The sequence below is a fragment of the Acinetobacter sp. ANC 4169 genome (assembly GCF_002135355.1).
In the GTDB taxonomy this organism is placed as follows: Bacteria; Pseudomonadota; Gammaproteobacteria; order Pseudomonadales; family Moraxellaceae; genus Acinetobacter.
In genome coordinates, this window is the sequence record NZ_NEGE01000001.1 from 88,144 (window position 1) to 109,303 (window position 21,160).

At 39.2% G+C, this 21,160-nt stretch carries 22 protein-coding genes and 1 pseudogene; 11 read left to right on the forward strand and 12 right to left on the reverse strand.

The genetic code is table 11. The annotated features are described in order from the left end of the window. Nucleotides 1–150: 150 nt before the first annotated feature. Together B9T26_RS00450 and B9T26_RS00455 are read left to right on the forward strand one after the other, a co-directional pair. Nucleotides 151–381: a hypothetical protein gene (locus B9T26_RS00450; protein WP_086197857.1), complete on the forward strand. Its 231-nt coding sequence runs from the start codon at nt 151–153 to the stop codon at nt 379–381. 261 nt (nt 382–642) lie between these two features. Next, nucleotides 643–1,887: an OmpP1/FadL family transporter gene (locus B9T26_RS00455; RefSeq protein ID WP_086197858.1), complete on the forward strand. Its 1,245-nt coding sequence runs from the start codon at nt 643–645 to the stop codon at nt 1,885–1,887. A gap of 33 nt (nt 1,888–1,920) precedes the next feature. Here the strand turns inward: B9T26_RS00455 and B9T26_RS00460 are convergent, their stop codons facing one another. Then, on the reverse strand, nt 1,921–2,679 hold the full coding sequence (locus B9T26_RS00460; RefSeq protein WP_086197859.1) for a phosphodiester glycosidase family protein: 759 nt from the start codon (nt 2,677–2,679) through the stop codon (nt 1,921–1,923). Nucleotides 2,680–2,837: 158 nt separating this feature from the next. On the opposite strand from B9T26_RS00460, the gene B9T26_RS00465 reads away from it, so the two are divergent. Continuing rightward, nucleotides 2,838–3,374, forward strand: a complete 537-nt coding sequence (locus B9T26_RS00465) for a lecithin retinol acyltransferase family protein (RefSeq protein WP_086197860.1) — start codon at nt 2,838–2,840, stop codon at nt 3,372–3,374. Nucleotides 3,375–3,464: 90 nt separating this feature from the next. On the opposite strand, the gene B9T26_RS00470 is transcribed toward B9T26_RS00465, so the two are convergent. After that, nucleotides 3,465–3,911: an SRPBCC domain-containing protein gene (locus B9T26_RS00470; protein ID WP_086197861.1), complete on the reverse strand. Its 447-nt coding sequence runs from the start codon at nt 3,909–3,911 to the stop codon at nt 3,465–3,467. A gap of 267 nt (nt 3,912–4,178) precedes the next feature. Next, on the reverse strand, nt 4,179–5,906 hold the full coding sequence (locus B9T26_RS00475) for a glutamine--tRNA ligase/YqeY domain fusion protein (protein ID WP_086197862.1): 1,728 nt from the start codon (nt 5,904–5,906) through the stop codon (nt 4,179–4,181). Nucleotides 5,907–6,072: 166 nt separating this feature from the next. On the opposite strand from B9T26_RS00475, the gene B9T26_RS00480 reads away from it, so the two are divergent. The 3 genes from B9T26_RS00480 to B9T26_RS00490 all read left to right on the forward strand — a co-directional run bounded on the left by B9T26_RS00480 (nt 6,073) and on the right by B9T26_RS00490 (nt 7,964). Next, entirely contained in the window at nt 6,073–6,582 is a 510-nt protein-coding gene (locus tag B9T26_RS00480; protein ID WP_086197863.1) for a peptidylprolyl isomerase, read from the forward strand. A 110-nt stretch (nt 6,583–6,692) separates the two neighbouring features. Next, nucleotides 6,693–7,412: a UDP-2,3-diacylglucosamine diphosphatase gene (locus B9T26_RS00485; RefSeq protein WP_086197864.1), complete on the forward strand. Its 720-nt coding sequence runs from the start codon at nt 6,693–6,695 to the stop codon at nt 7,410–7,412. 90 nt (nt 7,413–7,502) lie between these two features. Beyond that, a complete protein-coding gene (locus tag B9T26_RS00490) occupies nt 7,503–7,964 on the forward strand; it encodes a super-infection exclusion protein B (RefSeq protein ID WP_086197865.1) in 462 nt (153 codons plus the stop codon). A 36-nt stretch (nt 7,965–8,000) separates the two neighbouring features. Here B9T26_RS00490 and hpaI read toward each other — a convergent pair whose 3' ends face one another. Further along, nucleotides 8,001–8,798 carry a 4-hydroxy-2-oxoheptanedioate aldolase gene (gene hpaI / locus B9T26_RS00495; protein WP_171262895.1) on the reverse strand — a complete coding sequence of 266 codons (798 nt, stop codon included), beginning with the start codon at nt 8,796–8,798 and terminating at the stop codon, nt 8,001–8,003. 251 nt (nt 8,799–9,049) lie between these two features. Between hpaI and nfsB the strand changes: the two genes are divergently transcribed. Further along, nucleotides 9,050–9,703, forward strand: coding sequence for an oxygen-insensitive NAD(P)H nitroreductase (gene nfsB / locus B9T26_RS00500; RefSeq protein WP_086197866.1), 654 nt, complete (start codon nt 9,050–9,052; stop codon nt 9,701–9,703). Nucleotides 9,704–10,400: 697 nt separating this feature from the next. On the opposite strand, the gene B9T26_RS00515 is transcribed toward nfsB, so the two are convergent. The 4 genes from B9T26_RS00515 to B9T26_RS00530 all read right to left on the reverse strand — a co-directional run bounded on the left by B9T26_RS00515 (nt 10,401) and on the right by B9T26_RS00530 (nt 14,117). Continuing rightward, a complete protein-coding gene (locus B9T26_RS00515) occupies nt 10,401–11,264 on the reverse strand; it encodes a DMT family transporter (RefSeq protein ID WP_086197869.1) in 864 nt (287 codons plus the stop codon). 94 nt (nt 11,265–11,358) lie between these two features. After that, complete coding sequence (gene fba / locus B9T26_RS00520) at nt 11,359–12,396, reverse strand: class II fructose-bisphosphate aldolase (RefSeq protein ID WP_086197870.1); 1,038 nt, start codon at nt 12,394–12,396, stop codon at nt 11,359–11,361. Between the two features lie 122 nt (nt 12,397–12,518). Further along, nucleotides 12,519–12,791: a hypothetical protein gene (locus B9T26_RS00525; RefSeq protein WP_086197871.1), complete on the reverse strand. Its 273-nt coding sequence runs from the start codon at nt 12,789–12,791 to the stop codon at nt 12,519–12,521. A gap of 138 nt (nt 12,792–12,929) precedes the next feature. Then, nucleotides 12,930–14,117, reverse strand: coding sequence for a phosphoglycerate kinase (locus tag B9T26_RS00530; protein ID WP_086197872.1), 1,188 nt, complete (start codon nt 14,115–14,117; stop codon nt 12,930–12,932). Between the two features lie 141 nt (nt 14,118–14,258). Between B9T26_RS00530 and B9T26_RS00535 the strand changes: the two genes are divergently transcribed. Both B9T26_RS00535 and B9T26_RS00540 read left to right on the forward strand, forming a co-directional pair. Further along, complete coding sequence (locus B9T26_RS00535) at nt 14,259–14,642, forward strand: DUF2237 family protein (RefSeq protein WP_086174290.1); 384 nt, start codon at nt 14,259–14,261, stop codon at nt 14,640–14,642. Next, nucleotides 14,642–15,235, forward strand: coding sequence for a Maf family protein (locus tag B9T26_RS00540; RefSeq protein ID WP_086197873.1), 594 nt, complete (start codon nt 14,642–14,644; stop codon nt 15,233–15,235). Before B9T26_RS00535 ends, B9T26_RS00540 begins: the two co-directional genes overlap by 1 nt. Nucleotides 15,236–15,537: 302 nt before the next feature. Here B9T26_RS00540 and B9T26_RS00545 read toward each other — a convergent pair whose 3' ends face one another. Continuing rightward, a complete protein-coding gene (locus B9T26_RS00545; RefSeq protein WP_171262896.1) occupies nt 15,538–16,128 on the reverse strand; it encodes a DUF4304 domain-containing protein in 591 nt (196 codons plus the stop codon). A gap of 76 nt (nt 16,129–16,204) precedes the next feature. On the opposite strand from B9T26_RS00545, the pseudogene B9T26_RS00550 reads away from it, so the two are divergent. Both B9T26_RS00550 and B9T26_RS00555 read left to right on the forward strand, forming a co-directional pair. Next, nucleotides 16,205–16,492 (forward strand): annotated as a pseudogene (locus tag B9T26_RS00550) (IS6 family transposase); the annotation flags it as partial. A 200-nt stretch (nt 16,493–16,692) separates the two neighbouring features. Beyond that, nucleotides 16,693–17,862, forward strand: coding sequence for a cupin domain-containing protein (locus tag B9T26_RS00555; protein ID WP_086197875.1), 1,170 nt, complete (start codon nt 16,693–16,695; stop codon nt 17,860–17,862). 65 nt (nt 17,863–17,927) lie between these two features. Here B9T26_RS00555 and B9T26_RS00560 read toward each other — a convergent pair whose 3' ends face one another. From B9T26_RS00560 to B9T26_RS00570, 3 genes are all read right to left on the reverse strand, one after another. Next, nucleotides 17,928–18,269, reverse strand: a complete 342-nt coding sequence (locus B9T26_RS00560) for a hypothetical protein (RefSeq protein WP_086197876.1) — start codon at nt 18,267–18,269, stop codon at nt 17,928–17,930. A 208-nt stretch (nt 18,270–18,477) separates the two neighbouring features. Continuing rightward, entirely contained in the window at nt 18,478–20,379 is a 1,902-nt protein-coding gene (locus B9T26_RS00565) for a sensor histidine kinase (protein ID WP_086197877.1), read from the reverse strand. Then, entirely contained in the window at nt 20,376–21,059 is a 684-nt protein-coding gene (locus tag B9T26_RS00570; RefSeq protein WP_086197878.1) for a response regulator, read from the reverse strand. The genes B9T26_RS00565 and B9T26_RS00570 overlap by 4 nt, the downstream gene beginning before the upstream one ends. Nucleotides 21,060–21,160: the final 101 nt, after the last annotated feature.

Genomic DNA, 21,160 nt, shown 5'->3' on the forward strand with positions numbered 1-21,160 from the left:
CCGAATAGTAAATCTCATAATATCGTTAAAGTGTTCGGTTATTATCGGAAAATTAAAGGCTCAATTGCTCTTTTTATGGCTTTAGCAGGCTTGTATTATTCAAAAATTTGGATATATTTCGATCTATATTAGGTTGCATATGAAGGCTCTATGAGTTTTTGGCAAAAGCTGTTTTCTGCTAATCAACAGCAAAACGAACACAAGAATCAAATCACTTGTGTCGAAAATGATTGCTCTTGTAAATCGAATGAACAATTGATCGAGGCTTTAGCTAAAGCTTCAGATGAAAAAGTCATCATTGGAATTAAAAAGGTTTTAGCTTCACGAGGTTATAGCCGTAAAGAGTTAAATGAATTACAGCATCTACCACTGCAACAGTAGAGTCTAAACCCTCTAAATAAAGGCATTTAGTTCACTAAATGCCTTTTTTATTGGTTCATAAAAACGGTTTATTTCCAGATATTTCTAGATTTTAATACTTCGAAACATAGTTCTCGCAATTCATCCAAAATTTGCTATTCCGCACATTTTAAAAGTGCTCTACTAAACATATAAACACCAATAGATAAGTAAGAAAGTAAGAATAAAAGATAAAAAAACAACAAAAGTAAAAAATAACAATAAGCCTAAAAAGGAAAATATATGCAACCGTATTATCCTAGACTGGCAATATTATGCAGCCTAATCTCCAGCCATAGTCTGGCGGCAGCCATGGACCAATCAGGACAATCTGTGCTGCCTTTTCTTGAAACCGGGCATTATTTTGAAGCCACGATTACTGCTGCCGATCCTGAAGTGTCGGGTCATACCCTTGGTTCGCGCCCAGACCTGGTTAATTCTGACAGTACTGATTATACAACCGATAATATTGCCCAGAATTTCCAGTACCATAGTGCCGCACTGAAACTGCAATTCATTCCAAATTTCTCTTTTGGTATTCTTTATGATCAGCCATTTGGCTCGGATTTACACTATCCATTAAAAGACAATGGCAGTTTCTCCGATACGGCACTGAGCCAGCAAGGCACTCAGGTCAACATTGACAGCCAGAATCTGAGTCTGATTTTAGGCTACCAACCTGTCAAAAATATAAATCTATATGCAGGCCCTGCCTATCAAACCGTTCAAGGTGATGTGGCACTGCGTGGACGGGTATATGCTGAATTTAATGGTTATAACGCCAAGTTTAAACAAGACGCTGCGCTCGGTTGGAAAGCCGGTTTTGCCTATCAGCTTCCCGAGCTAGCCTTAAAAGCCGCATTGACCTATCACTCTAAAATTAATCACAAAATCAATGTGGAAGAAAACATTTTGGGCACGCCTCTCCTACTCACAGACAATGCCAAAACCAAAGTTTCTACCCCTCAATCGGTCAATCTGGATTTTCAGACCGGTATTATGAGCGGAACTTTACTGTACTCGAGCATTCGATGGGTCAACTGGAAAGACTTTATCATTCGTCCTACCCAGTTCGGCGCATTGTCAGAACTTGCCACCACTGCACTCAGTAACGGCACTTATACTGAAGGCTTTAATCTGGATGATTATCAAAAGAACCAATGGAGTGCAACCTTAGGCATTGCAAGGCAACTGACCACAAAATGGTCTGCTGCATTTGATCTCGGTTGGGATTCAGGCACAGGTAATCCTGCATCAATTTTAAATCCTACCAAAGGTTACTGGAGTATAGGCTTGGGGCTACAGTTTAATCCCGAAGCAAACTATTTTATTTCAGGCGGAATTAAATACTATTGGCTCGGTGATGCAACTGCGCAGGATGGCACTTATTATCTCCCACTTCCCGGCGTGTCTGAAGCATCACAAGTCGGGCAATTTAATAATAACCATGCTATAGGCTATGGTTTAAAAATTGGCTACAAGTTTTAGTTGGTGAAGGTTTTTAATAGTGGCAATTTCAATTCATTGCGTAGCACAGTTCTTTTGCTCGATATAGGCAACCATCGGTCCTAAATTAAAGAGCGAGTCGGAGCGCTTTAATTGTGGAATATAGGCACTTGAGATGGAACCGTCCAGATACAGGGCATTTTGCACTTTAAGCTGCTGTTTAAAAAATTGCGCAAATTGATAAAAACTGACTGCATTTCGACTGATCACGAAATATAAGCTTTGATCTTTCATCCCTACACCATTACGGATTTTAAACGAGTCTGAATCTTTTAGAAAATTGGGATTCATCTGTCCATCAATCACCAGCATGGGTCCAGATTGCGTCGCGTATTCGGCATTAAAATTGAGCTTTTGATAATCTTTCGTTGTGACAATCAGGCTTTGCTTGGAATTCCAGGCCAGCACACCATTCGGTTGCAGATGAAAATTGCCATAGCCTTGTTTTAGCGTGTTAAGTTTTTGCTGTTGTTGAGATGCTTCTATATATAGGCCGACCGCAGAATAGTCTGCATGATACATCCCGGCATTCATGGCAAAGAGCAGCTTTTCACATGCTTTTAGCTGCTTTGCCACAGCCTTGAATTTACGCAGTGGTTGATGGGTTTTGGCATCGTTTAAAAACAGGCGTAAGTTTTGTGGCTGATCTATTTTGACGATATCGACATCGAGCACATCATTCTGAAAATGCTTGCTTTCAACCTGTGCATAGCTGATTGAGTTAAAGCAAAACACAGCAACGGCTACAGATTTAAAAAATACACTGCTCTTCATGCCTTATCCCCATTCCTTGACTATTTTCAACATTTTATCCTGCACTATCGTTGTAAGATAAAAGACAATCGACTGAGTGAAATAGTCGATTCTTTTCTAAAGAAGCAGTAAACTGACTCACTAAAATATATTTGTAACTTTATTGGTTAAACGTCTACATGCAACAGCAGAAAACACGATTTCCTTTAGGGACACATCTTATCGTTAAACATTTTGGATATTCCCATCACGGCATTTACGCAGGTCGTGGTCGGGTTATTCATTATTCAGGTTTTGCCCATTTATTTAAGAAACGTCCCATTGAAATCACCTCACTGGAAAAATTCAGCTTTGGTAAAACCATCATCGTCCAGCAATATAGCAATCCTAAATTTAGAGGTCGCAAAGTGGTACGGCGTATGCGTTCACGCATGCACGAAAACCAGTATCATTTAATTATTAATAATTGCGAACACTTATGTACCTGGGCAATTACTGGTGTAGAGAGTAGTCCTCAGGTCATTCACATGATGAACCGCTTAACCACGATTGGTTATGTCAGTTCCCTCATGAGCTTTATGAACAGCATGTTACTGACCATCACCACCACCAGTTTTGCTTTGGTGTTGTACATCAAGAAAAAGTTACGCGATAAAGCAAAAAAACGTATTCCTCATTATTTATTGTTAAAACAGCAAGATCCCAATAAACAATAATAGATTTGCTTTCACGCTCAATCTGCACACTTTAATTTTTATTCTCAGTCTTTAAATAATGGGTCATAGCTACAGATTTTTAACCCTGGTTTAAACAAAGGGCGGGAACTTATCATTCACCAGATTTAACTGAGCCCCATATTCCAGATATGCTTTGCAGCCATCCAGCACAGTGGTGAACCCTCCTGTTTGCTCAATGGCGAAAGCAACTAGGGCTGAGCCTTCCAATGAAATATCATAATTGCGAATGCGTAGATAAGTTTCTTGTGCTGTTATTTTCTCAAAAATAAAGTCTACCGTGCTTTTGGGTTCTCCCCAGACAATCTGAATCAGTTCATTATTAATCAACTGCTCTACATACACACTGGTGGTTACTTCATATTTTTCCCAATACCAGTCTACCGTTGTGTTTTCAATCAAGTGTCCTGTAGATGAAGTAAACCAAAATTTGCTGGTGATTTCGGGCTCAACAAAGGCATTAAATACCTCTGCGACCGGTTTTCGAATTAACATTTGGGTTTCTATGACAACGCTCATTTTTATTCCCCTCAGCCTGTTGTTTTAGTGATAGCCATCGTTATTTTCTTATTGAATATTATTTTTCCGAGAATAAATAGCCCTGGTTAATAAGATCACACAATAAAGTCGCTACAGTCAAAAGCAGTGTTTTTGCACAAATAAAAAAGCCCAACCGAAGTTGGGCTTTTAGAATATTTATTTCAATTAATTTTCACCTGTATCACAGCTTCATCTCTTGCGCTCGGGCAAATGAGCCATATATGGCGCAAGACGAAGTGGTTTTGCTTATCCTTGCTTAGGCTTAAAGCTATCCTTTAAGTCCAAAATACGGTTAAACACAGGTTTAGCAGCAGTATGGTCATACTGATCTGCAACGAAGTAACCTTCACGTTCAAACTGGAAACGATCTTCAGCTTGAGCCTCTGCCAAAGCAGGTTCAATAATCGCTTGCAATACAGTTAAAGACTCTGGGTTCAAGTTCGCCAAGAAATCATCACCCACTTCTGGATCAGATTCAGTGAACAGACGATCATAAACACGAACTTCAGCCGGTATACCTTTAGTTGCAGATACCCAATGCACCACGCCTTTTACTTTACGGCCTTCAGGATTTTTACCTAAAGTTTCCGGGTCAATTGAACATTTCAGTTCAACCACTTCACCGTTAGCATCTTTAATCACTTCATCGCACTTGATCACGTAAGCATGACGTAAACGTACTTCACCTTCAGGAATTAAACGTTTAAAGCCTTTCGGTGGAACTTCTTCAAAGTCTTTACGGTCAATGTAAATTTCAGAAGTCAATGGAATAATACGATCGCCCATGTCGACGTTTGGATGACGTGCATGACTCAGGTCCATATCTTCAGGCAAGTTGGTTAAAGTCACTTTCAGTGGATTTAACACCGCCATACCACGTGCAGCGGTATTTTCCAAAGACTGACGGATGCAGTATTCCAGCATTGCCACATCAACAATACTGCCATCGACTTTAGATACGCCAACACGCTTACAGAAATCACGTAAACCTTCTGGTGTAAAACCACGACGGCGCATACCTACAACAGTCGGCATACGTGGATCATCCCAGCCATTCACAAAACCACCTTCTACAAGCTTACGAAGCTTACGTTTAGAGGTAATGGTGTAGTCCACATTTAAACGGCTAGATTCGTACTGATGCGGAACTGCTGGAGATTTCACTTTCGCCACGATCCAGTCATAGAATGGACGATGATCCTGGAACTCAAGGGTACAAAGTGAATGTGTTACACCTTCAATGGCATCTGACAATGGATGAGCATAGTCATACATTGGGTACATTTTCCATTTATCACCAGTCTGGTGATGTTCTGAATGCAGTACGCGATACATAATCGGATCACGCATATGCACATTTGGAGATGCCATATCAATTTTGGCACGCAGTACCGCTTGTCCTTCACCCAACTCGCCATTACGCATCTGTTCAAAACGCGCCAGGTTTTCTTCTACAGTCGCCTCACGGAATGGAGAGTTTTTGCCCGGTTCTACAAATGAACCACGGTTTAACTTGATTTCTTCAGGGGTTTGCAAATCGACATAAGCATCACCTTGTTCAATCAGTTGTACTGCCCATGTGTACAGTTGATCAAAATAGCTTGATGCATAGCGTGGTTCACCATTCCAGTTAAAACCGAGCCATTTTACGTCGTTGGCAATACCGTCCACATATTCTTGTTCTTCTGCGTCCGGGTTGGTATCGTCAAAACGCAGGTTACATACACCATCAAATTCTTGCGCAATACCAAAGTTCAAACAAATCGCTTTCACGTGACCAATATGCAAATAACCATTCGGTTCTGGTGGAAAACGTGTCACCACTTGCTGCGTACGGCCTGCAGCCAAATCGTCAGTAATCACTTGGCGTACAAAGTCTAAGCCCGGCTGTTGTTCTTGCTGCGCAGCATCGACAGATTGAGTACTTGTTGTCGGGTTATTTGGCAGGGATGAAACAACATCATTCGGCTTCATAGTTGATAAATCACTTCTATAAGATAAAATAGGATAATTAAAACGCTTTTCTCTATTTTTAACAAAGAAAATAACGTTTTTGCTTGCCTTGTAGTTTACAGTTTGCTTATGCTTCTCTCAACCAAAAACCCATGGCTTTTTTAGTCCATGATTAGGAGATTATAGAATGAGTTTTCCTCAAGTCGAATTAAACACCAATAAAGGACGTATTGTTCTTGAACTTAACTCAGAAAAAGCACCTAAAACTGTTGCAAACTTCTTGGAATACGTTCGTGACGGTTTTTATGATGGCGTAATTTTCCACCGTGTTATTGACGGTTTCATGATCCAAGGCGGTGGCATGGATGAAAACTTCAAAGAAAAAGCAACACGTGACGCGATTGAAAATGAAGCAGATAACGGCTTAACCAACGATTTGGGTACTATTGCAATGGCACGTACTCAAGCGCCTCATTCTGCCTCTGCTCAGTTCTTCATTAACGTGGGTAATAATGCATTCCTGAACCACTCTGGCAAAAATGCTCAAGGCTGGGGCTATGCAGTATTTGGTAAAGTGACTGAAGGTCTTGACGTAGTTAACGAAATTAAAGGCGTTCGTACCGGTAACCGTGGCTACCACGCTGACGTTCCATTAGAAAATGTTGTAATCGAATCTGCTAAAATCATTGCTGAGTAAAAAACGTCCTCCCCATTCTTTATGAGTTTTAAAGCATCGCTTTAAAACGGAGTAATAAAAACGATTCTTCATCAATTGAAGAATCTGGAGGATTAAAAGGAAAAAAATTAGTGACCTATCTGTTTATCTCTGATTTACATTTGTCACCTGAACACCCTCGACTTGTTCGGGGGTTTTTGGATTTATTAGACAGTTATAAAGATAGAAATACCCAGCTCTATATTTTGGGTGACTGGTTTAATGCCTGGATTGGCGACGACTACACCGCACCCTGGCTAGATGAAATTGTGCATGCCCTGCAAAAATTTAATCGTGCTGGCAATCATGTTTATTTTCAGGCCGGCAACCGTGATTTTGCGCTAGGTAAAAAATTCCTAAAACAATTTAATGGCACATTACTTACTGAACCCGCAATTTTAAAAATATCCCAAACCACATATCGCCTAGAACATGGTGACCTGCTCTGCACTGATGATGTGTCATATCAAAAGTTCCGTAAAATCATTCGCAATCCATTGCTTTTAGGTTTCTTAAAACGCCTGCCTTTAAGCTTTCGGCAAAAACTGGCCAATGGTTTCCGTAAAAAAAGCGCAGAAACCAAGCAAGTGAAGTCTTATGACATCATGGATGTGAATCAGTTTGCTGTGAAAGTTGCTTTAGAACATGTTGATGTATTGATTCATGGCCATACCCATCGTGCTGCCATTCATGAACTGCGCGATAAAAAAAGAATTGTTCTGGGCGACTGGCGTGAACATGAAGCACAGATTTTAGAAATTGATCCTAAGCAAAAAAATATAAAATTACAGTTAAAGACTTGGAGTTATTAGAATAAAAGCTAACAACAATGACTTCGAAAACTTGATAAAGTCATTTGTAATATATTAATATTTCAATAACTTACTTTTAAAATTAATAATATGCAGTTCAATTTTCAAAAAGCAAATAAAGTTTTTTCAATTTTTATGCTTTTAATCTTTTTTGTATCTGCGATCAATTTAGATGCAGACTTATCATCATTTGTAAAAGAAAATTTTACCCTTCTATTAATTATTTTCTTACTCAGCATTTCTTTTATGCTCTATGAATTATTATCGGAAATTAAAGCAAAGCAGGATAATAAATTTACTTTTTCAAATGAAAATAAAGATTTAATTAATAAATTATCTAAACTCTCATACGAAGAAAAAAATATATTATCTTTATTTATGAGTGACAAAGTACAGGAAAAGGCATTAAATCCAAATGATCAAGCAGTTGCTTGGCTCGAAACAATTAAATTTATTATTAACACTGGAAAAATTGAAGGAAATAAAAAGATTTTTAGAATAGAACCCACTCTATCAAAACATCTTTTACAGAATCCAAATAGTTTATATTAAATAAAAGCCCAATAAATATTGGGCTTTTATTTAGATTTAGTAACCACCTTCAGATTTTATCACCTCAGCATCACTTTTATACTGGGCTAAAAGTTCACGCAGAGAGTTCATCAATACGCTGGTATCTACACCAACAGCGACAAACTCTGTACCCAAATCAAGATACTGTTTTGTAGCTTCATGTTGGGTAGATAAAATCCCGGCTGCTTTACCTGATGCACGTATACGTTGAATTGCATCTATTACGGTTTTTTGTACTTCCGGATGGTTAGGATTGCCCTGATAGCCCATGGTGGCAGACAAATCCACAGCGCCAATAAATACCCCATCAATGCCTTCTACTTTGAGAATTTCATCCAGATTTTCCAGACCTGTTACAGATTCAATCTGAATCAGCAGACAAATATTTTCATGGGCCTTTGCATAATAGTCAGGAATACTGTTCCAGCGTGTTGCACGTGCCAGTGCCGCACCCACACCACGGATTCCTTCTGGTGGATAGCGCACAGCTTTGACCATCAGCTCAGCTTGTTCAACCGTTTCCACCATAGGAATGAGTAAAGTCTGTGCACCAATATCCAAAAGCTGTTTAATCAGTTGCACACTGCCAATCGGTGGACGAACCACAGCTTGTGAAGGATAAGCCGCAATACTTTGCAGTTGAGAGAGTGTGGTTCGTAAATCACTGGGTGCATGTTCACCATCAATCAGTAACCAGTCATAATCTGCATTGGCTGCAATTTCAGTGCCATAAGCATCTGCCAGCCCGACCCATAAGCCAATCTGCTGCTCAGTTTTTAGTCTTCTTTTAAAATGGTTTGTATCATCTATCATTTGCTTACTCCACCCAATGACTACATGCTGATTTGATTAAACGTCATTTGGCAAAAAGTACCAATATTGATTTCGTATTTTGTCATTGTATATAGCTATTAATGATTCATTTTATTAAGTTTTTTACTCTAAATCACAATAAATATTGGTACTCTATACACCAAAATATAAGTTATCTAAAAATTCTTCTAAGCTATTTCAGCCATGAATCAGGTAAAATCATAAAAAATTTAATAGTGGAAATGTCACTCATGGATTTGTTAAACGTTTCAAAAACACGTTACACCACCAAAGCATACGATGCTTCAAAAAAAATCCCGCAAGAGCAATTTGAACGTTTATTGGAAATTCTGCGTCTCACGCCATCCTCTATCAATATTCAACCCTGGCATTTTTTTATTGCCGATCATCAAGCTGCCAAAGAGCGCATTGCCAAGGCTTTAGTGGGTAAATATGCCTACAATGCACCTAAAGTCTTAGATTCCTCTCACACCATTCTGTTCTGTACCAAAGCAGATATCAGTGAACAGCATTTAGATACCCTACTCACCCACGATGATGTCAGCGGCCGTTTTAAAGATGAAAAAGCCAAACAAGGACAAAAAGACAGCCGTAGCGGTTATGTGGATTATTACCGTAATGAAAAAGGTGATATTCAACGCTGGGCAGAAAATCAGACCTTTATTGCACTAGGCCAATTATTGCTGGCAGCCGGTATTGAAGGTGTGGATGCCACTCCCATTGGTGGCTTTGATGAACAAATTCTCCGTCAAGAACTGGAATTAGATGAAAAAGGTTTAATTCCATCAGTCATTATGACGTTGGGTTATCGCAGTGAAAGTGATTTCAATGCGCAGTTACCCAAATCACGTCTGAGTCGTGAAGAAATTTTTACCAAGCTTTGATTAAAAAAAATTACAATAAAAGGGGCTAAAATGCCCCTTTTATGTCATTCTGGGACTTATTTTTGCAACAATATTGCGGTATATTTGCCCAAAAATAATAAACGGTAATTCCAGATCATGCCTCCAGCTATTAAAATGCCGATAAAATTTGAATGCAAATCTTGTAAAACGGTTTACATGCACAAATACAGCCCAGATGCTATTTTGACTTCATATCCCACATGCCCTCATTGTCAGCAGCCTGGTCAACTTCAGGGCACAATTGAAATGCAAGATGTATTCAAGCATCCGATCGCTATGGCTCATTACTATTTGCAAGATACCTTACAACGGTTTCAACGCTCATAATTAAGTCAATGTCCTTATTTTATAAGCCTTAACAACCTGTAAATACGGCGTATTTAGATGCGCTGTATTTTTAATTTAATTTTTTTGCACTAACTATTTTATGGTCTGCTTTTTGCTACATACCCACTTATAACGATTAAAATTTTTAAGAGGTTCAGCATGTCTTTGTTTATACCTATGCCAATGAAATTTGAATGCCATCACTGCCGGCAATGTTATATTCACCTCTATCAACAAGAAGATCACCACTATCCTGCCTGCCCTGCGTGCCATAACAATGGTTTGCTGATGGGTATAGCGGAGCCGGAAGATTTTCTTCAACATCCCCTTATGTTTATATCTGGTTATCTTAAACAGACATGGCATAAGCTAAGCAAATAACACTCGCCAAACCCAAAGCCAGACCGAATGCAGTTGCAGGTTTTAATTTTTCTTTAAACAGCATTACACCACTGAAAGCCCCCAATAGCACCACCAGAATATTCATGCCTGCAAACACAATTGCAGGTGTGTCTTTCAATAAAATATGCGCCTGAACATAAAGTGCAATATTAGCAAAGTTCAACATTCCCAGACCGATTCCAGCCAGTATATTTTTTTTACTGCCCGCAGTTTTTGTGGTTATTGCAATATAAGCCAGTGACAATACAAAGGCACAAATAAACATTAGGTTTAGGGCGACGGCAAACTGTACGCCTAATCCAGTGGTGTACTTGAGCAGCACATCAACTAAGGCATAGCCAAACCACACCAATGCCAGATAGAGCAAGCCTTGCTTTGAAAATGACTGCCCTTGTGCTGCTGCTTGATGTGAAAATAAAATACTTAGGACGGCGGAAATCCCTAAACCGATCCCGACCATTTTCAGGGTATTAAACTGTTCCTGAAAAATAAAAAATGCTGCTAACAGCGATAAAACTACAGATAAACGCTGGGCGATTTCTGTTTTTACAATACCGGCATATTGCAAGGATTTCGCCAGACACAAGAAAATGCTCGGCAATAACACACCCAGCGCTACAATCAGCCACCACGGGGTATCTACAACTGAAATATGCTGTAAATCCGGCTTAAACCACTGATAACACAACAGACTCGCAGAAGCATAATTCCAGACGATCATCTGCAAGACATCAAAACCTTTGGCCTTGCATAGTTTTAAAAGAATAGAGATGATGACACTACAGCACGCTGCAGCCAATATAAGTTCCATCTTTTGGCTATTTTCCTTATTTTAATGAATCAAGAATTAGATACAAAAAAGCCCACAGTGATTGTGGGCTTTTGATTATAAATAATCTTGAGGATTATTTATAACGATTCACCATTTTCTCTAAAGAAATTGGACGAATCTGATCAGCATGACCCGCTGTACCAAACGCAGTATAACGGTCGATACAGATTTGCTTCATTGCATCTACAGTTGCAGCAAAGAATTTACGTGGATCGAATTCGCTTGGTTTTTCAGCCATCATACGACGCATTGCACCAGTAGATGCCAAACGTAAATCAGTGTCGATATTGATTTTACGTACACCGTGTTTGATTGCTTCAACCAACTGTTCTACTGGCACACCATAAGTTTCTTTGATGTCGCCGCCGAATTCATTGATTACAGCCAACCATTCTTGTGGCACAGAGCTAGAACCGTGCATCACAAGATGCGTATTTGGTAACGCCGCATGAATTTCTTTAATACGGTCAATCGCCAGAATATCACCTGTAGGTGGACGCGTGAATTTGTACGCACCGTGTGAAGTACCTACAGCAATCGCCAATGCATCTACATTAGTATCGGCAACAAAGCTACGAGCTTCTTCAACTGAAGTAAGCAGTTGAGAATGGTCAAGAACGCCTTCAGCGCCTACGCCATCTTCTTCACCAGCCATACCGGTTTCAAGGCTACCCAGACAGCCAATTTCACCTTCAACTGAAACACCACAAGCGTGCGCCATTTGAACTGTACGACGAGTTACGTCTACATTGTATTCATAACTTGTAGGCGTTTTACCATCTGCACCCAATGAACCATCCATCATGACTGATGAAAAGCCTAACTGGATCGAGCGTTGGCATACATCAGGGTCAGTACCATGATCTTGATGCATAACCACTGGAATGTGTGGCCATTCTTCAATTGCAGCTAAAATTAAATGACGTAAGAACGGAGCCCCTGCATATTTACGAGCACCGGCTGATGCCTGAACGATTACAGGTGAATTGGTTTCATCTGCGGCCAACATAATTGCACGCATTTGTTCTAAGTTGTTTACGTTGAACGCTGGTACGCCGTAGTTGTGTTCTGCAGCGTGATCCAAGAGCTGGCGCATCGAGATTAGAGCCATAATATCCTCCCAGGTAATGCGCCATATTCTACATGGACTCAGGTTTCAATTCAGCAACTAAACACACTATTTCAAAAAAAATCCCTACTTATGTAGGGACTTTTAAATAAAAAACCACAAACCTATTGTGCAGTTGCTGTAGAAGCAGCTTCATCGCTAGCGGCAGTCGCTTCATCTGCTGGTGCATTTGCCACTTCAGCGGGTACATCAGTATTTTTTTCATCCAGAACTGGCTTATCCAGTGCATCAATCGCTTTTTGCTGTTCCGGGGTGGTTTGTTCATCTGCTGCTGCAGAAGCGGCAGTTTCAGTTTTAGGTGCTTCTTCTTTCTTGGCACAGGCTGTCAAAGCCAAAGGTAAAATCACAAGTGCTGCAAGTGTTAATTTCAGGTTCATCACGTTTTCCTACGACAGGAGATCTAATGAGCAAGATTTTATTGCAGATATATTGCATTTTTATGACTAAAAAATGACTACCCCGAATGAAAAAAGGCTGACCGAAGTCAACCTTTTGATTGCAGCTAGACGGCTTAATTAAGCACGTTCTAAAAGAACTGCAACCGCTGGAAGAGTTTTGCCTTCAACAAATTCAAGGAATGCTCCACCACCTGTTGAGATATAACCAATTTTATCAGCAACGTCGTATTTGTCGATTGCCGCTAAAGTATCGCCACCACCTGCAATAGAGAAACCATTAGATTCTGCAATCGCTAAAGATAGTGCTTTTGTACCTTCACCGAACTGATCCACTTCAAACACGCCTACAGGACCATTCCAAAGAATAGTTTTTGAAGTTTTGATAATTTCAGCAAATGCTTTGGCAGTTTCTGGACCAACGTCAAGGATCATGTCGTTGTCAGCAACATCTTCAACTTTTTTCACAACTGCTTTAGCCGCAGCTAATGAACCAAGGAAGTCGTCGAAGTTGATTTCAGATGCATCTGCAACCACAACGTCAGTTGGAAGCGGGACAGATACTTTTGCTGCAATGGCTTTAGCAGTATCGATCAAATCATTTTCGCAAAGTGATTTACCTACATTGAAACCTGCCGCAGCGAGGAATGTATTGGCAATACCGCCACCGACGATAATTTGATCGCAAATGTCTGAAAGTGAAGTGAGTACGTCAAGTTTAGTTGACACTTTAGAACCTGCAACAATCGCCACCATTGGCTTTTCAGGTGTTTTAAGTGCACGGCCTAAAGCATCCAGTTCTGCTGCAAGTAAAGGACCAGCTGCTGCTACTTTTGCGAAACGCGCCACGCCTTCAGTTGACGCTTCTGCACGGTGTGCGGTACCAAATGCATCCATCACAAATACATCACAAAGCGCAGCATATTTTTGTGCAAGTTCAGGGTTGTTTTTCTTTTCACCAGCATTGAAACGGCAGTTTTCAAGAAGTACCACCTGACCCGCTGCAACTTCAACACCATCCAGATAGTCAGTGAAAAGTTTTACTTCCTGACCCAAAGCTTCAGTCAAATAAGCTGCAACTGGTGCTAAAGATTGTTCAGGTTTTGGCTCACCTTCAACCGGACGACCAAGGTGTGAATAAACCATGACTGCTGCACCTTTTTCCAAGGCTGCTTTAATGGTAGGCAATGCTGCGCGTAAACGTGCATCACTGGTAATTACACCGTTTTTAACAGGAACGTTTAAATCTTCACGAATTAGTACACGCTTACCTGCCAAATCCAGGTCAGTCATACGCTGAAAGTTCATGTATAGCTCACTTTATAGATATAAAAAACGCCCCGATTTTAAATGATTATGTTGAAAAAGGTTAGCTTCTTTTGCATAAAAGCTGTCGAAAGACAAAGTTTTGATTATCATAGTCAAAAGCCACATAATGATTTAGAGCTTATGTCTATACACCCAGATCCAAATATCAATCGTTTAAATGTTTTAGGCGAACCCCTGGCAAGCTGTTGCTATTCTCCTATTACCGGTTATTTTCGTAACGGCTTTTGTCATACGGCGACTACAGATCTTGGTCAGCATACGATGTGTGCACAAATGACCGCTGAGTTTCTTAATTTTTCGCAAAAAATAGGGAATGACCTGATCACACCTTTGCCAGAGGTTGATTTTCCCGGTTTGGAACCGGGTGATTTCTGGTGCATTTGTGTGACCCGTTGGGTTGAAGCGTATCAGGCTGGTATCGCTCCCCCTATTAAAATACAAGCTTGCCATCAAGCTGTGCTCTCTTACGTCCCGCTTGATGTGCTTATGGAATATGCAGTGTAATGAGTACTCCCCAAATTATTTTGGCTTCAAGCAGTCAAACCCGTAAAGACCTGATGAATCGTCTGCGTATCGACTATCAAAGCATGGTACCGGATATTGATGAATCCCCTCGTGGTGAAAATCATGCCGACCATTTAGCACAGCGACTGGCTTTTGAAAAAGCTAAAAGGATTGCAGAACAATATCCCGAAGCGATTGTGATTGGTTCTGACCAGGTGGCTTGGCGTGAAGGTGCTCCGGATATTTTTATTGGCAAACCGTTAACCGTAGAAAAAGCGGTAAAACAGTTGCAGGCCAATTCGGACAAAATCGTTTATTTCAGTACCGCATTAAGCGTACAACAGCAATCAAGCGGTTTTGAAAAAACGCTGGTTGAACATTATAAAGTCAAATTCCGTAAACTGGGCCTAGCTGAAATTAAACGTTATATTGAAATTGAGCAGCCTTTAATGTGTGCCGGCAGTTTTAAATGTGAAAGTCTGGGAATTAGCCTGTTTGAACAGATGACAGGTCAAGATCAAACCACCTTGATGGGTATGCCGATGATTCAGCTGTGTCATATTCTGCGTCAGTTAAATGTGCTGGTGCCTTAATGTTTTTTAATTTTTTAGTCTATTAAAGCTATAAATTCGGCTATTCACTGAGCTGATTAAATTCAACTCAGTGTTCTGCACGCTTAAGAACCCCTGAATCATGCCCTGTTAAGGGCTCTCATAGAGATGAATTTCATATAAGATATGTTTGGATTAGGTGCTAAAAATACATTCTAATCAATAAACGGCGATATTGCCCTAATAGCATAATAATAATCAGAATTGAAAAAATCCCTATATTATAAGGATCAAAACTATCTGCACTTTCAGTATGCTTAAGAAGATATTAAACCTCTAATTTATTAATTTAAACGAGAATAAACTTCTTTTACTTTATCTGCCCAGCTCTCCGATATTTTTGATACTTCTTGCAAAAATTTTGCAGATGTATCCAAATCTCTTAGAATATTTTTTATAATTGCTAAATATATTTTATCAATAGGTAGTAGTACTTTAGGAAAACATAAATAAAAATTAGAAACTGCATGATAATCTAGCATTTTATCCAAAAATGGAATGCATTTATCTTCAATAATGTTTTTAATTTCTCTAGATAATTCAATTACATTAGTTTCATTAGTTATAGTCCACCAGAGATCTTTATTATTATTTTTTGTATTATTGATATAACCAATTCTTTCTCTGGGAAAGCAATCAAATTCTGTTATAAATTTCGGGGCCGGTTCTCCTTTATTAATTCCCCATAACTGAGGATGAAAAACACCCAAGTTTATTGTAAATTGCTGACTGTTATGATCACTATAACGACTTAATTGAAAGTTTATGACTTGAATAACACCATTTACCGATCTATTCCAAGTAAAATTTTTTTTCTTAAATCCATACTGTTTTAGTAGCGGAGCAATATCTTTATTAATTAGATCCTTAAACATTAGATAACCTATTATGGCACTGTTGCAAATAACCATTGATGATAAGCTAAATAGTTTTTTAGCTAAAGGTCAGTATATGAATCCCTTCCATCGTCGGCATTTTCAGGGTGAGATCATCCTTTGGGCTGTTCGTTGGTATTGTAAATATGGCATTAGCTATCGTGAACTTCAGGAAATGCTTGCCGAACGTGGTGTGAATGTTAATTACACTACTATTTATCGTTGGGTTCAACGTTATGTTCCTGAAATAGTAAAATGTTTACGCTGGTATTGGTGTAATCCTACAGATCTGAGCTGATGGCATATTAATGAAACTTATGTAAAAGTAAATGGGCGATGGTCTTATCTGTATCGTGCAGCCGATTAACATGGCTATACTATTGATTTTTATCTTTCTTCTAGACCTAATACCAAACGCGCCATTTTTTAAATGCAAATTTATTTTTATTGTTTTAATTTCCCTATGTCCAAGTGATTTAAATAATTTTACAACTACTTGCACCTCTCCCTTCGATCATAAGACAATATACTTAATATTGATTTAGATTTGCTTAGGCTATTCTCATGTCCCTACCTTTAGATGTTCTCGGCGGAATCACCACTGAACAATTCCTTGCTGAATACTGGCAAAAAAAACCATTACTGGTACGTAATGCGCTCCCTGAAATTGCAAATCTTTTAGAACCTGATGACGTGATGGAACTGGCGCTAGACGAAAATGTCAGCGCCCGTTTAATCAAGCAAAAGGATAAAGATCCAAATCAATGGTCTGTCAAATCTTCACCTTTAATTAAAGCTGATTTCCAGAAGATGCCTAAGCTTTGGACACTACTGGTTCAGGCTGTGGATCATTATTCATTTGATCTGGCAGAACTGTGGAAGAAGTTTCCTTTCATTCCCCAGTGGCGTCGCGATGACATCATGGTGTCTTATGCACCTAAAGGTGGCTCTGTAGGTAAGCACTTCGACTTTTATGACGTGTTTTTGGTACAAGGCTATGGTCATCGTCGTTGGCAATTGGGACAAATGTGCGATGCGGATACTGACTTCGTTGCAGGACAACCATTAAAATTACTCCCTGAAATGGATGTTCATTTTGATGAGGTGCTTGCTCCGGGTGATTTGCTGTACGTTCCACCAGGTTTATCGCATTACGGCGTTGCTGAAGATGATTGCCTGACCTTCTCCTTCGGCTTCCGCATGCCGAATGTGGCGGAAATGATGGATCGCGTCAGTGACAAATTCGCAGACAATCAGCTGCTTAAGAACCCGTTGAAAGATATTCTGCGTGACAAAATCAGCCCGATTGGTCAAATCACCCAAAATGAACTGGAGTATTTAAAAACCGAACTTTTGGCTCAATTGCAAAATCCGACTGTGCTTGAAGATGCCCTGATGAGCCTGATGTCAGAGCCCAAATATCCGGAAAATATTCCAGAGGCAGAAGCGATTGGTAGCGGTGATCTGGAGGAAGCTTTGGAGCAAGGTTATTCACTTATGCTCGAGCCGGCATCACGTCTGCTTTATACTGAAGATGAAAACGAGTTGCTGTTTTGGGCAAATGGTGAAGGCATTTGTATTTCTGAAGCTTTTGCCCCACTGTTAAAACAGTTGGCGGATGGCGGTTCGGTATTACTGGATGAAAATCTTTATGATCCAGATATTTTCGAAGATATTGTCAATTTATTAAATGAATCAATTCTGATGTTGTTGCCTGCAGCAGATGAAGAATAAATAAAGCTACAAAATGGGGAAAATAATGATTTCCCCATTTTTTTATATTTTTAGAATGGTCACATTTATTTTTTCGACAGATCAAAAGCAAAATAACTCACAAATTTTAATTTATTGCCTATTTTATAATGAGACGTTGCCAAGTAAATATGTGAACTGATCTGTACCATTTCATCATGATAACGCCTGACCCACAGTGGGTTATTGGCTAAATTATGATTGATGATTAAAACGGGCTGATCATTAAAAAGTGATTTTCCGATTTGGGCTTTAAATGAATATCGCTGGATTTCTAGTTTTCCAACCTCCAAGCGATTCAGACCGGTTAACTCTCCGCCAGTGGAAATCTGAAATACTTTACCTCGCCAGAGCTTTAGTCGTGCAAACCAGGCCAGCTGAATAACCAATCCTTCAGCAATTCCATTTAAAGACTGTAGATTTGGTCACTGACCATTTTTAAAGAACTGATCTAAATCCTTTACCCTCAGGCTTTTTAAGTCTTCTAATTGCTGAATAACATGATTCATGAGAATTAATCTTCTGTGAGCACTATAATTAATTTTTATAAAAAATAATTGAACGCATATTGATATCTTATATCCATATCACTAACGATCAATCAATAGTTAACTTCGGTAATTTCAGTTGCACAATCGCCTGAATGATCGTGCAGCCTGGCTCAGAAGATAATTTAAAATCGGCACCCATACGCTGCAAACGCATATTCATACTGCGCATACCAATACTTAATCCTTGTTGCGCCACACATTCAGCATCAAAACCAATACCGTCATCTTCTATATTTAAAATAAACTGATTTTCTGTAATATAAACCATCGATATTTTTACATGCTTGGCCTGACTATGTTTAATAATATTAGTCAGACTCTCTTCCAATACCCGTATTAAGGTGAGGCACTGTAAAGCATTAGGCACTGCCTGCCATTCAGACGGAAAAATCCACTTAGAATGAATATCCAGCTCATCCATAAGCTGGCTAAAACGATGCCTCACTGGTGCTACCCACAATATAGGACTAACTGGAATTTTATTATCTGCAGAAGAACCACTATCGATAATTTGTCTAAGGTCATCTCTTAATAATTTAAGCATCGATAAAAATTGCTTATTCGAAATATTATGGGCGCTTTGATCCACTAAAATCATCGATCGAACTAAAGATGCGCCTAAACCATCATGTAAATCATGCGATAAATGGATTCTTTCCTGTAATTTGACATTTTCAAGCTCGAGTTGATGCTTTTCATTTAAACTGGAACTTAAATCTTCACTCACTTGCTGAATTTTTACTTCAAGCTGTGCATTAAATGCTTCTACTTTTTTAATATTATGTGACAATCGTGTTCCCAATATCATCACCAGAAAAAAGGTAATAATTGGTGCAGTATAGGGAGATAAAGGTCCGTTATCCGTTCCCGTATATGTTGATAATAAGAAAAGGTCAAATAAGGTAAAAAATAGAATCCCCATCAGGCAAATAGATAAAAAGATATAATCTATTCTTCTCGATCGAATGGCGTGATAACTGATATAGAAAGAAGTGAGAAAAAATAAACTGACATATATCAAAAATATCAGCGCAAAAATCAGATAAATCTGAGCTTCGGGGGTAATAAAAATACCCACGATTGCAAGCCCAGTCACAAAATAAGCAACAGACTCGACTTTAGCCAAATGCTTTTGAATAAACCTTAATAAATAAATACAAAAACTAATGATATAAAGCACAAAGAAAACCAAATTAAATTGAGCTGCCATTAAACTTGTCGGAAAAGGAAATGTTTCTGTAGTTAAAACATTTGAAATAAACATCACCCACAACATCGAACTTAAGGCAAACCATCCAAATGCAGTTTCTTTAGGTCTTAATAACCAGATCACCAGGCAAATCACACCAAAGGTGATTGATAAAATGATATTTATTTGAAATAAGGTTCTGCGCTCCCATATTTTTTTTTGATACACATCATAAATCGTTTGCACATCATTAAAAAAAATTCTTCCTAATCCAGGAGATTGAAAAGCATTGCCTTTCACATAAATCAAAATTTCATTGTTCTCAGGTTTTAAGGCAGCTAATGGTAAAATCCAGTAACGTGGTACATTCCAGCTTTTTGACAGCGGTTCCTGTAGATTTTTATTCTTCCAGAGTAAATCGCCATTTAAATAAACAGCACCGGTAGAATTAATATAATCAATTAAAAAAGCAACAGGTTCTGTAAGTTTGGCCTTATTTTGGCAGGACCAGCTCCATTGGATTTTGTACCAGGCTGCTCCATCATAATTTTTCCAGCGCTTCTGCCACTGATCGGGTAAATCTACAGATTGCCATCCCTGCTGCGGTAAAACAGTAGCTGAACTGGTCTTAACAGTACGAATAGAATGAATCTGCACTGCACATTGTGCATTAATACTTTGCGTTATTTCAGCAGTACTGATTTGACTCAGCAGGCTAAGAACCACAATAAAAAAGTAATGCACAATAAACTGCTTCATAAAATCCCTAAGGATCGTGCGGCACTGACGGCTTTGGTTCTTTTGGTGACCGACAATTTTCGGTAAATATGTTTAATATGGCTTTCAACCGTATATTTAGAAACAAAGAGTTGTTCAGCAATTTCCCGATTACTCATCCCTTGCGCGACCAGATTCAGAATTTCAGTTTCCCGATTGGTTAACAGCTCCATTTCTGCATCTATGAGCTTCTGATCATGGCTGGCCGGTATCACCGCAGCCGATATCTGTTTTAAAATTTCTTGTGCAATAAAAGGGTCTATCGGTGCCCCACCACGTAAAATGCTGCGAATGGATAACTTGACTTCTGCATCATCACGTTCTTTCAGTACATAACCTGTCGCACCAGCCTTGATTGCTGAAAATAAACTTTCCTGCGTACTCCAGGCCGAAATCACCAAAATCAGGGCATTGTTATCCAGTGTGCGTAGCCTTTCAATCAGCTCTATGCCATTGCCGTCGGGCAGTCCAAGATCAACCAGGGCCAAAGAAATTGGTTGCTGTTCTATTTCCACAAAAGCCTGCTGCAAATTCTTGGCAAAAATGAGCATATCTTTACGATAACCCAACTCTGTCAATATATTTTTTAATCGTTCTTGAATAAGATCTTCATCTTCAACAATTAAAACTGGTACTGGTAAAATTGTTTCTAGTTCTGACACAAACCACCCCCTGTTATAACCGCTTACTATAGCGAGAAAAACGAGCTTAACGATATCCCTAAAACTTGGTAATTCAATGACTTTTATACTAATAATACATC

Coding starts and splice junctions, on each gene's coding strand:
- B9T26_RS00450 (WP_086197857.1), top strand. CDS start 151: ATGAGTTTTTGGCAAAAGCTGTTTTCTGCTAATCAACAGCAAAACGAA.
- B9T26_RS00455 (WP_086197858.1), top strand. CDS start 643: ATGCAACCGTATTATCCTAGACTGGCAATATTATGCAGCCTAATCTCC.
- B9T26_RS00460 (WP_086197859.1), bottom strand. CDS start 2,679: ATGAAGAGCAGTGTATTTTTTAAATCTGTAGCCGTTGCTGTGTTTTGC.
- B9T26_RS00465 (WP_086197860.1), top strand. CDS start 2,838: ATGCAACAGCAGAAAACACGATTTCCTTTAGGGACACATCTTATCGTT.
- B9T26_RS00470 (WP_086197861.1), bottom strand. CDS start 3,911: ATGAGCGTTGTCATAGAAACCCAAATGTTAATTCGAAAACCGGTCGCA.
- B9T26_RS00475 (WP_086197862.1), bottom strand. CDS start 5,906: ATGAAGCCGAATGATGTTGTTTCATCCCTGCCAAATAACCCGACAACA.
- B9T26_RS00480 (WP_086197863.1), top strand. CDS start 6,073: ATGAGTTTTCCTCAAGTCGAATTAAACACCAATAAAGGACGTATTGTT.
- B9T26_RS00490 (WP_086197865.1), top strand. CDS start 7,503: ATGCAGTTCAATTTTCAAAAAGCAAATAAAGTTTTTTCAATTTTTATG.
- hpaI (WP_171262895.1), bottom strand. CDS start 8,798: ATGATAGATGATACAAACCATTTTAAAAGAAGACTAAAAACTGAGCAG.
- nfsB (WP_086197866.1), top strand. CDS start 9,050: ATGGATTTGTTAAACGTTTCAAAAACACGTTACACCACCAAAGCATAC.
- B9T26_RS00515 (WP_086197869.1), bottom strand. CDS start 11,264: ATGGAACTTATATTGGCTGCAGCGTGCTGTAGTGTCATCATCTCTATT.
- fba (WP_086197870.1), bottom strand. CDS start 12,396: ATGGCTCTAATCTCGATGCGCCAGCTCTTGGATCACGCTGCAGAACAC.
- B9T26_RS00525 (WP_086197871.1), bottom strand. CDS start 12,791: ATGAACCTGAAATTAACACTTGCAGCACTTGTGATTTTACCTTTGGCT.
- B9T26_RS00530 (WP_086197872.1), bottom strand. CDS start 14,117: ATGAACTTTCAGCGTATGACTGACCTGGATTTGGCAGGTAAGCGTGTA.
- B9T26_RS00535 (WP_086174290.1), top strand. CDS start 14,259: ATGTCTATACACCCAGATCCAAATATCAATCGTTTAAATGTTTTAGGC.
- B9T26_RS00540 (WP_086197873.1), top strand. CDS start 14,642: ATGAGTACTCCCCAAATTATTTTGGCTTCAAGCAGTCAAACCCGTAAA.
- B9T26_RS00545 (WP_171262896.1), bottom strand. CDS start 16,128: ATGTTTAAGGATCTAATTAATAAAGATATTGCTCCGCTACTAAAACAG.
- B9T26_RS00555 (WP_086197875.1), top strand. CDS start 16,693: ATGTCCCTACCTTTAGATGTTCTCGGCGGAATCACCACTGAACAATTC.
- B9T26_RS00565 (WP_086197877.1), bottom strand. CDS start 20,379: ATGAAGCAGTTTATTGTGCATTACTTTTTTATTGTGGTTCTTAGCCTG.